The sequence below is a fragment of the Vibrio sp. La 4.2.2 genome, assembly GCF_027586995.1.
Taxonomy (GTDB): domain Bacteria; phylum Pseudomonadota; class Gammaproteobacteria; order Enterobacterales; family Vibrionaceae; genus Vibrio; species Vibrio mediterranei.
In genome coordinates this window covers 15,423-30,098 of the sequence record NZ_JAPPTJ010000012.1, presented here as the reverse complement: position 1 = coordinate 30,098, position 14,676 = coordinate 15,423, and the positions used below count along the sequence as shown (strand labels likewise).

At 45.6% G+C, this 14,676-nt stretch carries 12 protein-coding genes; 6 read left to right on the top strand and 6 right to left on the bottom strand.

Annotated elements, in window-relative coordinates; genetic code table 11:
- Positions 1 to 247 precede the first annotated feature (247 nt).
- From OH456_RS21625 to csdA, 4 genes are all read left to right on the top strand, one after another.
- Entirely contained in the window at positions 248 to 1,045 is a 798-nt protein-coding gene (locus OH456_RS21625; protein WP_270034240.1) for an outer membrane protein OmpK, read from the top strand.
- A 130-nt stretch (positions 1,046 to 1,175) separates the two neighbouring features.
- Positions 1,176 to 2,069, top strand: coding sequence for a 2-dehydropantoate 2-reductase (gene panE, locus OH456_RS21620; protein ID WP_270034239.1), 894 nt, complete (start codon positions 1,176 to 1,178; stop codon positions 2,067 to 2,069).
- Complete coding sequence (locus OH456_RS21615; protein ID WP_006071112.1) at positions 2,062 to 2,667, top strand: DJ-1 family glyoxalase III; 606 nt, start codon at positions 2,062 to 2,064, stop codon at positions 2,665 to 2,667. Before panE ends, OH456_RS21615 begins: the two co-directional genes overlap by 8 nt.
- Complete coding sequence (gene csdA / locus OH456_RS21610) at positions 2,660 to 3,859, top strand: cysteine desulfurase CsdA (RefSeq protein WP_270034238.1); 1,200 nt, start codon at positions 2,660 to 2,662, stop codon at positions 3,857 to 3,859. Before OH456_RS21615 ends, csdA begins: the two co-directional genes overlap by 8 nt.
- A gap of 81 nt (positions 3,860 to 3,940) precedes the next feature.
- Here the strand turns inward: csdA and csdE are convergent, their stop codons facing one another.
- From csdE to OH456_RS21590, 4 genes are all read right to left on the bottom strand, one after another.
- Positions 3,941 to 4,372, bottom strand: coding sequence for a cysteine desulfurase sulfur acceptor subunit CsdE (csdE, locus tag OH456_RS21605; RefSeq protein ID WP_124940153.1), 432 nt, complete (start codon positions 4,370 to 4,372; stop codon positions 3,941 to 3,943).
- Positions 4,373 to 4,381: 9 nt separating this feature from the next.
- Positions 4,382 to 5,194, bottom strand: coding sequence for a tRNA cyclic N6-threonylcarbamoyladenosine(37) synthase TcdA (gene tcdA / locus OH456_RS21600; RefSeq protein WP_006071107.1), 813 nt, complete (start codon positions 5,192 to 5,194; stop codon positions 4,382 to 4,384).
- A gap of 106 nt (positions 5,195 to 5,300) precedes the next feature.
- The gene (gene mltA, locus OH456_RS21595; protein WP_038222258.1) at positions 5,301 to 6,398 is read right to left on the bottom strand and encodes a murein transglycosylase A; all 1,098 of its coding nucleotides are present in this window, start codon (positions 6,396 to 6,398) and stop codon (positions 5,301 to 5,303) included.
- Positions 6,399 to 6,468: 70 nt separating this feature from the next.
- Positions 6,469 to 6,915 (bottom strand): DUF2850 domain-containing protein, encoded by a 447-nt coding sequence (locus tag OH456_RS21590; protein WP_006071103.1) that lies wholly within the window; start codon positions 6,913 to 6,915, stop codon positions 6,469 to 6,471.
- 146 nt (positions 6,916 to 7,061) lie between these two features.
- On the opposite strand from OH456_RS21590, the gene argA reads away from it, so the two are divergent.
- Positions 7,062 to 8,399: an amino-acid N-acetyltransferase gene (gene argA, locus OH456_RS21585; RefSeq protein WP_038222242.1), complete on the top strand. Its 1,338-nt coding sequence runs from the start codon at positions 7,062 to 7,064 to the stop codon at positions 8,397 to 8,399.
- 198 nt (positions 8,400 to 8,597) lie between these two features.
- Entirely contained in the window at positions 8,598 to 8,777 is a 180-nt protein-coding gene (locus OH456_RS21580) for a hypothetical protein (RefSeq protein WP_006071100.1), read from the top strand.
- A 71-nt stretch (positions 8,778 to 8,848) separates the two neighbouring features.
- Here OH456_RS21580 and recD read toward each other — a convergent pair whose 3' ends face one another.
- Together recD and recB are read right to left on the bottom strand one after the other, a co-directional pair.
- Positions 8,849 to 11,017, bottom strand: a complete 2,169-nt coding sequence (gene recD, locus OH456_RS21575) for an exodeoxyribonuclease V subunit alpha (protein WP_270034237.1) — start codon at positions 11,015 to 11,017, stop codon at positions 8,849 to 8,851.
- Positions 11,017 to 14,634 (bottom strand): exodeoxyribonuclease V subunit beta, encoded by a 3,618-nt coding sequence (gene recB, locus OH456_RS21570; RefSeq protein ID WP_270034273.1) that lies wholly within the window; start codon positions 14,632 to 14,634, stop codon positions 11,017 to 11,019. The genes recD and recB overlap by 1 nt, the downstream gene beginning before the upstream one ends.
- Positions 14,635 to 14,676: the final 42 nt, after the last annotated feature.

Sequence of the window (14,676 nt, the reverse complement as noted above, 5' to 3'; positions counted from 1 at the left end):
ACCAACATATGTTAACAACTATCGAGATTTTGTTATCACACAGATCGACAATATTGATTAAATTGTAGGCTATTTATAAAAGTTCCCACTCACCGCCAGTATTTGTGATACCCCTCACAAACTTTAGTAAACGTTTGCGATGTTGCACATTTACTTTGAGATATAAATCGCTATCATGCCCACCCATCGGATGAGTTCGCATGGATTCGCGGCTAATTTCAGTACAACTTAAAGAGTAGTTAACACTATGCGTAAATCACTTTTAGCTCTTGGCGTTGTTGCAGCGGTAGCTTCTGTACCAGCTTCAGCAGAATATCTATACGGTTTTGGTGGCGTTTATCTTGATCATCAGAGCTGGGATCACGGTCCTAACAAAATCGATAACGGTGCAGTGGGTGACCAACGTAACCAATTTGTACTAGGTATTGAAGGTGGCGCTGGCTTCACTTGGGGCGAAATCTACGGCTTCTACGATCGCGAAAGTGTTGAGAAAAGTGCATCAGAGCAAAAGAACTCATTCAAAGGTACTGCGCATGTTTACCTAGGTGATACTGGCGTATCGCTTTACGGTCAGGTTTACCACCACGATAACCCAGCTCAAAGTGAAACCAACCGCGTTCTGGGTCTTGGTTATACGGCTCTACAAGGTGATAACTGGTTCTTCAAACCATGGATTGGTGTTCATGACATCACTTCTTGGGACTCTTTTAATAAAGAATCTGATGGCATGAGCCAAAACATCAACGGTCGCAACGGCTACATGGCAGGTTGGACTGCACGCTATGGTTTCGAAGCATTCGGTCAAAACTTCTCGTTCGTTAACTGGAACGAAATCGAATTTGACCGCAACGATGAATACGCTAAAGCTCAAGGCGGTAAGACAGGCCTTAACGGTGCATTATTGTTTAACTGGCACGCAACAGAGCACCTAACAGCAGCAATTCAGTATCGTTACTTCCAAAACAAACTTGGTGTTTGGGGTTCAACAGACTACGAACAGCACTACGGTGATGCAATCATCTACCGTCTGCAATACAACTTCTAATTCTTCGAAGTTAGATAAAATGGCGCTGCGGCGCCATTTTTTGTATTACCAAATCGCCAACATAGCTTTCGAAAACCACAGCTAAATTTGCTATTCTTCTATCCTCTCTTTCCACGATTACATAGCTATTGTGAATATTACTATTTTGGGCCCCGGCGCTATTGGCTCTTTATACGCTTATAAGCTTCATCAGGCAGGGCATCGAGTTTCGGTTTGGGGCCGATCACCTCAAGATACCGTAGCCATCGAGCTAGATGGTGGTAGTGCTATCCACTTACCCAATTGCGATATCACCTCACTTAAAGCGAGTGATCTTGTTATCGTTACATTGAAAGCATGGCAAGTGGAATTGGCTTTAATGCCATTACTTAAACATTTAAGTAGCGATACCATCTTGCTCTTTCTTCACAATGGTATGGGCACCGTTGAGCACTTAGAAATCGCCATTAATCACCACCCTGTGTTACTTGGTACTTCTACTCACGGCGCGCTTAAACTATCCAGCTTACAAGTACGCCATACCGGCTTAGGCCAGACCTTTATTGGGGCCTGGAATGACAAAGGCTCACGTTGTTCCTTTATCGCCGACGTTCTCGACCATGCTTTCAAACCTGTAGCTTGGAATTCTGAAATTCAAACGGCACTATGGAGCAAACTTGTTATTAACTGCGCCATAAACCCATTAACAGCTATCAACAACTGTCAAAATGGTGGACTGGCTCATAAAGATTATCAGCAACAGATCGCCATGGTAGTGCGCGAAGCAACTGAGTGTGCAAACAAAGTGGGAGTGACTCTTAAAGCAGAAGAGATGTTGGATACCGTCTACAAAGTCATCCATGCCACTGCGCAAAACTACTCATCCATGCATCAAGACATTTATAATAAAAGACAAAGCGAAATTGATTATATTACCGGCTATGTGGTCTCTATTTCAAAGCGATACGGTATTGCTGTTCCCACCAACCTAGCCCTGTATCATCAAATTAAACAGATCGAATCAAGTTGGAATCAACATGACTAAGAAAATCCTTGTTCCCATAGCGCCAGGCACCGAAGAGATGGAAGCGATTACCATCATCGACATTATGGTGCGTGCAGGTTTCAACGTGACCGTCGCTAGCGCGGCATTTGATGGCGCGCTGACGATGAAAGCGTCACGTGGTGTCACCCTGACTGCGGATTGCAGGCTGGTCGATGTCGCCGATGAAGAGTTCGATGTTATCGCCTTACCAGGCGGTGTAGGCGGCGCCGAAACATTTCGAGACAGCACATTATTAGTCGAAATGGTTCGCCAACACCAATACGACGGTAAACTGGTTGGTGCTATCTGCGCAGCTCCTGCATTGGTGCTGCAACATCATCAGCTTTACCCAAATGCGCTGATGACAGGCCACCCAAGTTTTCAATCACATATCCCAGAAAACCGCTGGCGCAGCAAACGAGTAACAATTGATATCAACCACAACCTTATCACGAGCCAAGGCCCTGGGACCGCCCTCGAATTTGCGATTGAAATTATCATCGCCTTGTGTGGTAAAGAAAAAGCCTGGCAAGTGGCTGAGCCAATGATCACTAACCCGACTCTTCACTACCATAAAATGGGTAAATACGATGAGTGAGTTACTCAACATTCGGGCCCAGTTCCCAGCTATTGATGGCGATTTGGTTTATCTGGACAGTGCCGCAACGACACAAAAACCGCAAGCTGTAATCGACTGTATCACTCAGTATTATGGTAACCAAAACGCCAACGTCCATCGCGGTTCCCATTCACTCACCGCGGTTGCAACCGAGCGCTTTGAAGCAGCGAGAGAAACCGTGGCACGCTTTATTAATGCGGCTTCCAGTAAAGAAATCATCTGGACACGAGGGGCAACCGAAGCACTCAATCTTATCGCACAGACTTACGCTCGAAGCACCCTACAACCAGGAGACGAGATTCTGGTTTCTGAGATGGAACATCATGCAAATATTGTCCCATGGCAAATCGTTGCTGAGCAAACTGGCGCGAAGGTTATTAAGATTCCAATAACACCAGAATGTCACTTTGATCTTAATGCGTTTGAGGCGCTACTCAGCCCGAGAACGAAAATTGTCGCCACTACGCAAGTCACCAATGTTACCGGAACTGCTCTACCGTTGGATAAGATTGTAACGCTAACCCGAGCTAACACCGATGCCATTATCATCGTCGACGGTGCGCAAGGTATTGTTCATCAGCAAACGGATGTACAAGCGTTGGATGCTGATTTCTACGTCTTTTCAGGACATAAACTGTATGCACCAGCTGGTATTGGGGTGCTGTATGGCAAGCTAGCCCTACTGGAAGCTATGCCGCCTTGGCATGGTGGTGGCAAGATGGTGGAAAAAGTGTCTTTTGAAGGCACCACATTTAGTCAACTACCCGGAAAGTTTGAAGCTGGGACTCCGAACGTGGCAGGAGCCTTAGCACTAGCTTGTGCCATAGACTGGCTATCAAGCTATGACCGCCAACTACTGGAGAGTCACATCAGTGACCTACAACACCAAGCTTTTCAAGGTTTGAGCGCCTTGGAGGATATTCGCATCATCGGTTACCAACCTGGTGCAAGCGTCATCACTTTTGTGATGGATGGCGTTCATCATCAAGATATCGCCACACTGTTAGATCAACAGAACATTGCATTAAGAGCTGGTCATCACTGTGCTCACCCATTAATGGATGCGCTTGGTGTGAAGGGAACAGTTCGAGCATCTTTTGCTATTTACAACACAAAAGAAGATGTAGAGAGATTTCTTACCGCACTAACCAAAGCGGTGGATATGCTGTAGCGATTACGCCCTAAGCTTCAATAACATAGCTTCAATAATAAGGTCGACTAACGAATGTGAGTCGACCTTATTTATAATCAATTACTCTGACGCTTTAGACTTAATGACGTCAACAATGGCTTTCAAGCCATTACCGCGAGACGGACTAAGATGATTGATGAGGTTTAACTGTGCGAAATACTCATCCAAGTCGAACGCCAATATTTGCTCCGATGTTTTACCATTGAAAGCTGCCAAAACGATAGCGATCAAGCCACGAACGATTCGCGCATCAGAATCTGCCTGAATCTGCCATTTGCCTTCTTGCTGTGTCAGTACTAACCATACTGAGCTTTCGCAGCCAGCAACTAGAACCTGATCCTGCTTGAGAGATGCATCCAATACTGGCAACTTCTTACCCCACTGAATAACCTGTCGATAGCGGTCTTCCCAGCCTTTCAATTGAGCCATGGCCTCAACAACATCTTGAGCGTTGATTTCAAATCCAAATGGGTTGTTGTTATCTGATGACATAAGCTGCCTCTATTTCTGCGCGTATTTCTGAATAAGCTTCTCAACGATACGAGACACCGCAACAAAGCCAAATGTCGCTGTCACTACCGTAGCCGCGCCAAAACCACTTGCACAATCCATACGTTTTGGCCCTTCCGCCGTGGACTTCACTCCACAGACAGAACCATCAGCTTGAGGGTATTTAAGCTGCTCCGTAGAAAATACGCAGTCAATGCCAAACTTACGTGCAGGGTTCTTACTGAAGTTGTGATGACGACGCAAAGTGTCTTTGAGTTTCTTAGCTAACGGGTCTTGAATCGTTTTTGTCAGATCCGCCACCATAATTTGTGTTGGATCGGTCTGTCCACCAGCTCCACCAGTGGTCACAACTTTGATTTTGTTGCTACGACAGTAGGCCAATAGCGCTGCCTTAGGTTTAATGCTGTCAATGGCATCCAGTACATAGTCAAAGTCTTTACTGATGTATTCCGAGACATTGTCTGCTGTAATAAAGTCATCAATCAAATTAACTTTGCATTCGGGGTTAATCAATTTTACCCGCTCAGCCATAACTTCAATTTTGCTCTGACCAACAGTACCTGACATCGCATGGATTTGGCGATTAATGTTGGTCACACAAACGTCATCCATATCGATAAGAGTCAGCTCACCCACGCCAGTTCTTGCAAGCGCTTCAACCGCCCATGAACCCACACCACCAATTCCTACCACACAAATATGCGCCGCACGTAAGATCTCGACCTCACTGTTGCCGTATAGTCTGCGCGTGCCGCCAAATCTTTGATTGTAGCTATCAGAAGCTGGTTGGTTAAGTTCTCGCATGGGTTACCTAACTTGTCTCGGAGAAAAAAGAAAGAGTGCGATTTATACGCACTCTTAGTAAAAAGGTCAACTATGTACGAAACACGCTCGTACTATTTTCTCAATGTTACTTTTTCTCAGGTGGCAATGCCCATGGACTCTCTGTCGCCGAGTTTTCTAGGCCAAGCTTCCAAACTCGACCAAAGTGCTTATAGTGACCAGCCTGTGTACCTGCAAAATCACCCATCCCATGATATAGGTCGAAGTGGTTTCCTTTTACCGCCCCACCGGTATCAAGCACAATCAATAGACGTAATTCATGGGCACCGCTCCACGTACCATCCGCATTCAACAGCGGTACTTCTGCGAGGATTGGTGTTCCCATTGGAAATGCTGAGCGATCACCCGCTACCGACGCCATTGGCAATAATGGAATGCCAGCCGTACCCGTCACCGGTGCGGCATCTTGAGGCTGGAAGAACACATACGAGGTATTTTGCTCTAGTAGCTCTTGCACGGTCTGCTCATCTTGCTGCATCACCCAATCTTTGATGGCTTTAAGCGACATCTTTTCTTTTGGTACTTCACCGCGTTCAATAAGCACACGTCCGATACTCACGTATGCCTTGTTGTTTTTGCCGGCGTAGGCGAAATATTCGAGCGTATCATCATCTTCAAAATGAACAAAGCCACTACCCTGCACTTCCATAATGAATGGATCAATCAAGTTGCTTGCATAGCCAAGTTCTAAACCTTGACCATTAAGCGCACCACCGTAGATTTCAGCTCGAGTTGGGCAGTCTTGCGAACAATCTGGTAAGGCATAGACCGGATAGCGGAAGGTTTCATCTGGCTTGTGACGCAGTTCCATCACTGGCGAAAAATAGCCTGTAAATAACACATTACCTTTGTTATCGCCGCCACCTAATTGGGCCGCTTGCACACCAAAATTTGCCAGTTGCGCTGGATCGCCACTTTGGATCGCCCACGCCTCTAGTTGCTCATACAAAGGCTGATAGATTTTAGCCATCGACGGCGACTTCTTAATCACTTCATCTGCCTGACTTGCAAAAGAGTTGAAGTTTCTAGGTTGGTTCGACTCGATAACTTCGGTCTTGTTAAGCAGTTTGGTAAATTCGCCATCTTGATATTGCTGAGCGCGGTCAGTTTGTGCGCAGCCAAATACGAGCAATACAGAGGCGAGAGGCAGAATACGTTTGATCAAGTTAGTCATCCCTTATTTGTGGTGCATTCAGGATGGCAAACTCTTTAAAAAAGCGCAATAAAACCGAACGTTATAGTAGGTTGTTTTTGTGTTTTCCTGACAAAACAAAGATGGGATTGTAATGAGTCGGTGATAATTGCCTCAATTCCGTTTTAGCTTCATTAAGAATGTGATAACGATACAAGGTAGGACCAACATAGAATGACAATTCATCACGAGTAAGCTCAAAGTCTGTCGCAACTACTCGGTTATCGATAACCACTTTATCAGGAGTAAGCTCGAAGGAATCTCTAGCAAAAGGAGCCGCATCTCTTTCATACCAAACACCGTACACGGCCTGTTTTGGATTCGCATGAGATTGATAACGGTCATACAAGTCTTGATATAATCCTAATACTGCTAAGCTACCGACTAACGCCAGCACGATTAAGGTTCGTTCCAACCACTTATTGGGTTTTAGTCTAGCTGCCGGTACTGCTTTGATTCCGACTGCACCGCTTTGCTTACCGCTACTCATACCAAGCCTTACCATTTATCGACAGCGACATATTGTCACTGCAAATCCAATCATGCAACTCATCACCTAAACTGCGCAAATTAAACCTTGCGCAACACTGAATAAAAAGTCATTATTTCAACATAAATAAACCAAGAGTAAGCCGCGTGAAGATTCGTAGTACCGCCTTAGTTAAAGGATTTAGGCAGTCCACACCTTATGTTAATGCACACCGTAACAAGACCATGGTCATTATGTTAGGTGGCGAAGCGTTTTCCGATAAAAACTTCACCAATATCGTCAGCGACATTGCCTTACTGCACAGCCTCGGTGTCAAACTGGTTCTCGTCCACGGCGCGAGACCACAGATAAACCAATTACTGGAGCAAAATGATTGCCATTGTCCTTACCACAAGGGAACACGTGTCACGACGGAAAAATGTCTCGATTACGTGATGCAAGCGACGGGAAGATTGCAACTCGACATCACCGCTCGCCTGTCTATGAGCCTTAATAATACTCCTATGGCAGGCAATCAACTTAACGTCATCAGTGGCAACTTCGTTATCGCGCAACCTCTTGGAGTCGATAATGGCATCGACTACTGTCACAGTGGGCGAGTCCGTCGTATCGATATCCAAGGAATCAACCAAGTACTCGATCAAGGTTCTATTGTACTTCTTGGCCCAGTTGCCGGCTCTGTCACAGGCGAAACTTTTAACCTTCTCTCAGAAGAAGTGGCGACCCAAGTCGCAATAAAATTAAATGCCGATAAATTAATTGGTTTTTGTTCCGAGCAAGGCGTGTTGGATGAAAATGGAAATGCTATTGCAGAACTATTCCCTGCCGAGGTCAATCAACTTATCGAGCAGTTCGAGGATAAAGAACGCGTTAACGAGGGTGAAAGCAGCGGTACGCTACGTTTTTTACGTGGCGCTCAGTCGGCTTGTCGCGCGGGCGTTCCTCGTTGTCACCTTATCAGCTATAAAATTGATGGCGCATTGATACAAGAGCTATTCTCTCTTGACGGTATCGGAACGCAGATAGTCATGGCCAGTGCCGAACAAGTTCGACAGGCAGATATTGATGATATTGGCGGTATTTTTGATTTGATTCGCCCGCTTGAAGAAAAAGGTATTTTAGTTCGTCGTTCGCGCGAGCAACTAGAGCAGGAAATCCATCAGTTTACCATCATAGAAAAAGATGGGTTGATCATTGGCTGTGCGGCACTTTATCCATATCTACATGAAAAGATGGCGGAAATGGCCTGTGTCGCTATTCATCCCGATTATCGTGATGGCAACCGTGGCGTGTTATTACTCAATCACATGAAACAACAATCAAAGATGAAAGGGATAGAGCAGATTTTTGTGCTAACCACTCATAGCTTGCACTGGTTTAGAGAACAAGGATTCTTAGAGATCGGTGTAGAGTCCTTGCCAATGGCAAAACAAGATTTGTACAACCTACAGCGCAAATCAAAGATATTGTCTGTAGCAGTTTAATAATAGCTCGATAGCCGTCGATTTTATGAAATCGATTGCTATCAATAAAATTCACAAATTATTTTACTTCTCAAAGATTACTGTCTAAAATTCGCTCAAATCACAGGCATTTTTGTGATGGGACTCCCAAATACATAGCGCTTTTTGGGGAATGCAAGGATAGCTAGGTGTGCCACGACAACTTTAAGAGTGACATCTATGCGTACAGTTATTTGCAATTCCATTCAGAGCTTCTGGGATATGGCTGAAAACCAGTTCTTAGAAGGACACAATGTCCATTGCGTGTTTCCGGTAACTGACAAGGTAAAATCTCTAATGAAGATTTACCAACAACAGTATCGAATCAACCAAATCACGTATTCAGAAGTCTTTAACTAAAGGCTTTGGGCATCTACCGCCATGGATGGTGGAAAACCACTCACTGTATCCCCTCATTCTATTCTCACGCTTTAGTTCGCTAACCGCTTCGCTAAACCACTATGTCGTAAAGTTTTATGGCGAATACCTCGATTCACGACTCGTTGATCAGCCACCAAAGTGAACTGTTTTTTCGCTCGGGTAATGCCAGTATAGATAAGCTCTTTAGTCAACAAGGGCGAGAAGTCGGCTGGTAAAATCATAAACGTATGAGAAAACTCACTGCCTTGAGACTTATGAATCGTCATCGCATAAGCTGTCTCATGCTCAGGCATACGGCTCGGCAGCACAGACTTAATACTACCATCAGGCAATTCAAAAAATACTTTCAGCCTTGGTGTCTCAGCGCAATGGTCCCACATACAAATGCCTATATCACCGTTAAATAAGCCAAGACCATGATCATTTCTCGTCACCATCACAGGACGGCCGATATACCACGCCTCGTCACCGCGAGAAATTAGCCCGCGTTGCTTTAGACGTTTTTCGATTCGCTGATTAAGCCCTGAAACTCCAAAATCGCCTTCACGAACCGCACACAACAACCGGCTTTGGGCAAAACTGGAGAGCACCTCTCTCGCCAAACGCTGCTGCCAATATGACAACGTTTCAGCACTTTGCAGTTCTTCTCCTTGCGGATTGGCGCGCACCAATAGCGTCAGGTAATCTTTGTAAGTACGTACTAGCTTATCAACTAACTGTTGATAGCTATCCGCACTTAAGGCTAGCCATTCAATATCATCAAATGTTTTGTTCCAGACCTGATCAAAACCGTAGCTATTTGCCGAGTTAACTTGCTTAGCCAGTTGACCTATGCCAGACCTTGCATCAAAACGATAACTTTTTTGTAGCACGCACAAACTATCAACCAATGCAGAGGCGGATTTTGAGGATTCCACTTTGCCAGCTAATCGGCAATCAAACTGTGTTAACGCTTGAATCAAATCATTTTGCTGACTGCTGTAACCAAACTGAGCAAAGTCACAAATGTCCGACAACACTGCTCCGGCTTCCACTGAGGCTAGCTGGTCTTTGTCTCCAAGAAGAATAAGTCGAGCATGCGCCGGTAACGCATCCAATAGACGATGCATCATCGGCAGATCCACCATAGACGCTTCATCGAGAACCAACACATCTAAATGCAATGGGTTAGCGTTGTTATGTCGAAACTCAACGCGACCGGGGATTGCACCGAGTAAGCGATGTAGCGTGCTTGACTCCGTTGGAATTTGCTGCTTAATTTCTGGCTCCACAGTTAACGAGTCTACCGCTTTACCTATGGATTCCGTCAAACGAGCTGCCGCCTTCCCCGTTGGCGCCACCAGCTTAATTGAAGGTGATTCACCGGCTTGATTCGCCTGATGTACCATCGCAGCTAACAACTTAGTTACCGTCGTAGTTTTGCCAGTACCAGGTCCGCCTGATATCACAGCGAAGCGACGTGTAAGCGCAACTGCGGCTGCCACTTTTTGCCAGTTTAAACACAGAGATAATGGAATAGCATCATCCAAACCTTGAAGTGCTTTTACGTTTGTCGCTTGCGTGACTATATCGTCAACATATTGCCAATCGATAGATTCCGGCTTAACCACATCGAGAAAATCGCAGATAACTTGCTGGCGCATAACCTGATTATTCTGCTCTGCGGGTAGAGCAGACAAAGCGGAATAAAGATAGTGGTACTCACGCGTGAATAGGCGATCTAACATCTTTGCGACGCTTTGCAGCGCATCTCTCTCAATGGAAATCGGTTCAGCCATGGCATGGAGGCGAGTAGCGATCGTCTGTTCAAAGTAGTAATAACGCTGTAGATATAATCTATTTTGCTGCCAAACCAATGGCGTGACCGCCGATGTCATAATGTCGTTTGGAGACAAACAGGTAACCGTAGACGCCTCCGTCATTACCTTTTGCCAATCGACTTGACTCACCATGCACTCTAGCGACTCAGCAGCTTCACCGTACAAACCGATCAAGCTTGGCATCGGCAGAGAGACTTGCTCATCTGCATCAAGGTTGACGCAAATATGCCCTTGACCTAATTGGTAGCTTGTAACCGCAGCTAACCACATCAACGGATCTCGATGCTGTTGCTCAATGGAAGAGATAAACTTCGCAAACTGAAAATCCAGCGGTCTCAAGACATTTTTTTCCGCTAGATACGTGACCCATTCGGAGAAGTTTTTTAATACCATTGCCATCAGAATCCTAACCCCATTTGCTCATTTGTCTCATCTAATTGCAAAGACTCTCCTGAAATAAGCCCATCTAATGCTTCTATCATGGCTTTGTCGGGCCTAGCACTAAAAATACCGGAGTCAGAGTCGGGCCTAACACCACGTAAAAAGAGATAAAACACGCCGCCAAAATGCTGGTCATAATCGTAATCAGAGATACGGGTTTTCAAGAAGCGATGCAGCGCTAGTGCATAAATTTGGTACTGGAGATCATAGCGATGATCAACCATAGCGTTATCGAGTTGATGTTTTTGATAATGCTCTGCTTCATCACCTAAATGGTTAGATTTCCAGTCGAGCACATAGTACTTACCTTGATGTTCGAACACTAAGTCAATAAAACCTTTAAGCATGCCTTTAACGGTGTAAAAGCCCAGTTCGTTCGCCTTAGCGGATAACGCATCGTAGCGTTGTATAACACGGTTTAATGACACCGCATCAAGCACTTCAATCGGCAACAGAAACTCCATTTCCACCAAACGTTGCGTAGAGTCCTTATCCCTTAAGTACAGCGCTTCACCATCTAACGCCGTATTCATGACCTGATCGACAAGTTGCTGAATCACCGGTAACCATTCTGCATCGTATTGCTCTCGCTCGAGAAGCTGTCGAATAACCTCGCTATTTTGTAGTGATGTCGCGGGCTCGGTAAATTCGATTTCTTCAAACACGGTATGTAAAAACGTGCCGGGACGCGCCCCTTTAGGAAAATGAAAAATGGTTTTTTCTGGTTCCAATAACACGTCGACTTCGTGCTCTTCGGATGAATCGATATCAAGTCCAGATGCTTCAATAAACACCTCACTATCGTTGCTATGATGGCTCTGTTTTACAAGGGCTGAATAACTGGTGATTCGCCAGTCACGATCAATGGCCATTGATTGAGCTTTAGCGACGAGCTCTTCGGTCGGTTGCGCCAACTCTTGATAACGCTCCTCATCAAGTTCTGGTACCTCTGTGATAGCGATAGCTTGAGAAGCATTGGCAAGCTGATTGAGCGCAGAACTTAACTCGCTCACTCCCATTTCTTGACCATTTTGGATTAGATGCCCTATTGCGCTGTGATGAACTCCAGTTGGCTCCTTGGTTGAGCGGCCATTTCTCAGTGGCGCCATCCCGATAAAACAACCATAAACTGCACGAGTTAATGCCACATAGATGAGGCGCAAATCTTCGGCAAGCCGCTCTTTATCGGCTTGTGCCATAGAGGCTGATGATTGACGTAGATCGAGTACCGATGATTGGCTTTCGGCATCATAATACTTGGCTTCCATCGCTTCTCGATAACTCACCACAAACGGCAAATAAACCAAGTCGTATTCCAAACCCTTTGACTTATGAATAGTGATAATCTGAACGAGATTACGCTCTGACTCTAAACGCTGAATATGCTCATCACTAGAGCCTAATCCTTGCTTGGCATCCTCTATCGCTTGCCCCAACCAACGTAGTAATGCACTGTCGCTCTCCATATCTTGTCTTGCTGCTTGCAGCAGTTCGCCCAAGTGGAGATAGTCGGTAAGTAATCGCTCACCACCATCAGTAGACAACAATCGGTTGGAGATTTCTCGCTTAAACAATACTGAACGCAGCATTGGTAAAATACCGCGCGATATCCACTGTTGGCGATAGTCACGAAATTCAGCAACCACTTGTTCCCAGAGATTTTCATCATTATTGAGGCTGTCCAGTTGAACGGCAGGCAGAGCAAATAGCTGGGAGGCTAACGCACTTTTTAGCATTCTTTCATCGTCTTGATGCCAAACTGCCAGCATCAAACGCAGTAAGTCATCAGCTATTTCGCTGGTAAAAACGCTATCACGGTTGGAAAGATAAACACTAGCGATACCGCGCTCAGCCAAGGCCTGTTTAATCAACTGACCTTCACTACCAGTTCTCACCAACACTGCGATATTGCCCGCTTCAATCGCTTCGTTGTTGTCACCATTAATCAGCGCTGCTTTACCGGTTTGGGACTGGGTTAATACCTGTTTGATGTGCTGAGCGGTGGCAGCTGCCATCGTTGGTACATACTCACTCTTAGCAACGGGGGATTCCGCGTCTTGGAGCCAAAACTGCATTGCCGCTTGATGTTCACCGTTAAACTGCCACTGCATTTTACTCGCTTTAGGGCTAGCATTGACAGCATGAAACGGAATATCATCATCGTAAAGAAAAGCCGAATCTGCCTGTTTAAACAGTGCATTAACGCCAGTGACCATGCTCTCGCTGGAACGCCAATTCGTACCTAACGTATAGTGGTCTTGTACCTGGTTTCGAGCTTGTATATAAGTAAAGATATCAGCGCCACGAAATCCATAGATCGCCTGTTTCGGGTCACCAATCATAAACCAACCACAGTCGGCGTGACTTAAGTACACATGACTAAATATCTGATACTGAAGCGGATCCGTATCTTGGAACTCATCGATCATCGCAACCGGAAATTGTGTTCGGATTTTTTCCGCCAGACTGTCACCAGATTCGCTGTCCAAAGCCGCCGACAAATGGGTCAGCAAATCATCAAATGAGAGCCATTGCTTTTGTTCCTTAGCTAGAGCCAATCGCTGACGACAATGCTGAATAGCCAATGCCAACAACGAGGTTTTGAGCTCAGGTGGCTGTGCTAAGAAGGCTTCAATCTCAGTAAAGATCGTCATCGTTGGCGCGTCGCCTTTAGGCGTTTTTTCTGTGAGAACGTTTTGAGCGAATTTTTCTAATTGCGTTGGTAGATAGTAGTCCAATGTTTCTTGTTTAGACCAATCAGTAATCGCCTCAACCCAAGTCGGCAGTGACTTTTTAGTGTAACTGCGTTTGTTTACATCCGATTGACTCACACAACCAACAATGTCGTCAGCGACCGCTAGCCATTCCGACTTAAGGGTTCGGATTCGCTGTAAATTCTGTGCATGAAGCTGGGTAATGTCACTACAAGCATCGACATTTGTTAGCGACAGCGCCGGGCCAGTCAAGTAATTGGCAATGACTTTGAGTAGATCATTTGGCGTCGCCCATAGCTTTCGGACTTCACTTGCAAGCTCCAACCCTAGCGGATAAAACTGACTGCGCCAAAAATCTGCGACCACTTGAGCTTTTAGTCGGCTTTCGTCGGTGATGAATTCATTATTAAATCGAGATCCAGACTCAAACGCATTTTGTGTCAGCATTCTTTGGCAAAAACCGTGGATGGTGTACACCGCAGCTTCGTCCATTTGACGTTCTGCCTGAAGCAAAGTATCTACCGCAAAGCGATGATCTGTGATGTCATCTAGAAGAGGTTTAATGACCGGGTCGTCACTATCACCGCGCGCAAAAGCAATTCGAGCCTGATGAATTCGAGCGCGAATACGATCTCTAAGCTCAGCCGTTGCCGCTTCAGTAAACGTTACGACTAAGATCTGGTCGACAGTTAGTGGCTGTTTATGACGACTTTGGTCGCTGCCATGACCGAGAAGTAGGCGCAAATAAAGGCCCGCAATGGTAAATGTTTTACCAGTACCCGCTGACGCTTCTATTAATCTTGCACCGTGCAATGGAAACTGCATGGTGTCTAACGCTATTGGTTCATGGCTCTGTGACATGGTGTTTAAACTCAACTGTGTGATCCAACGCTTAATTCTTTA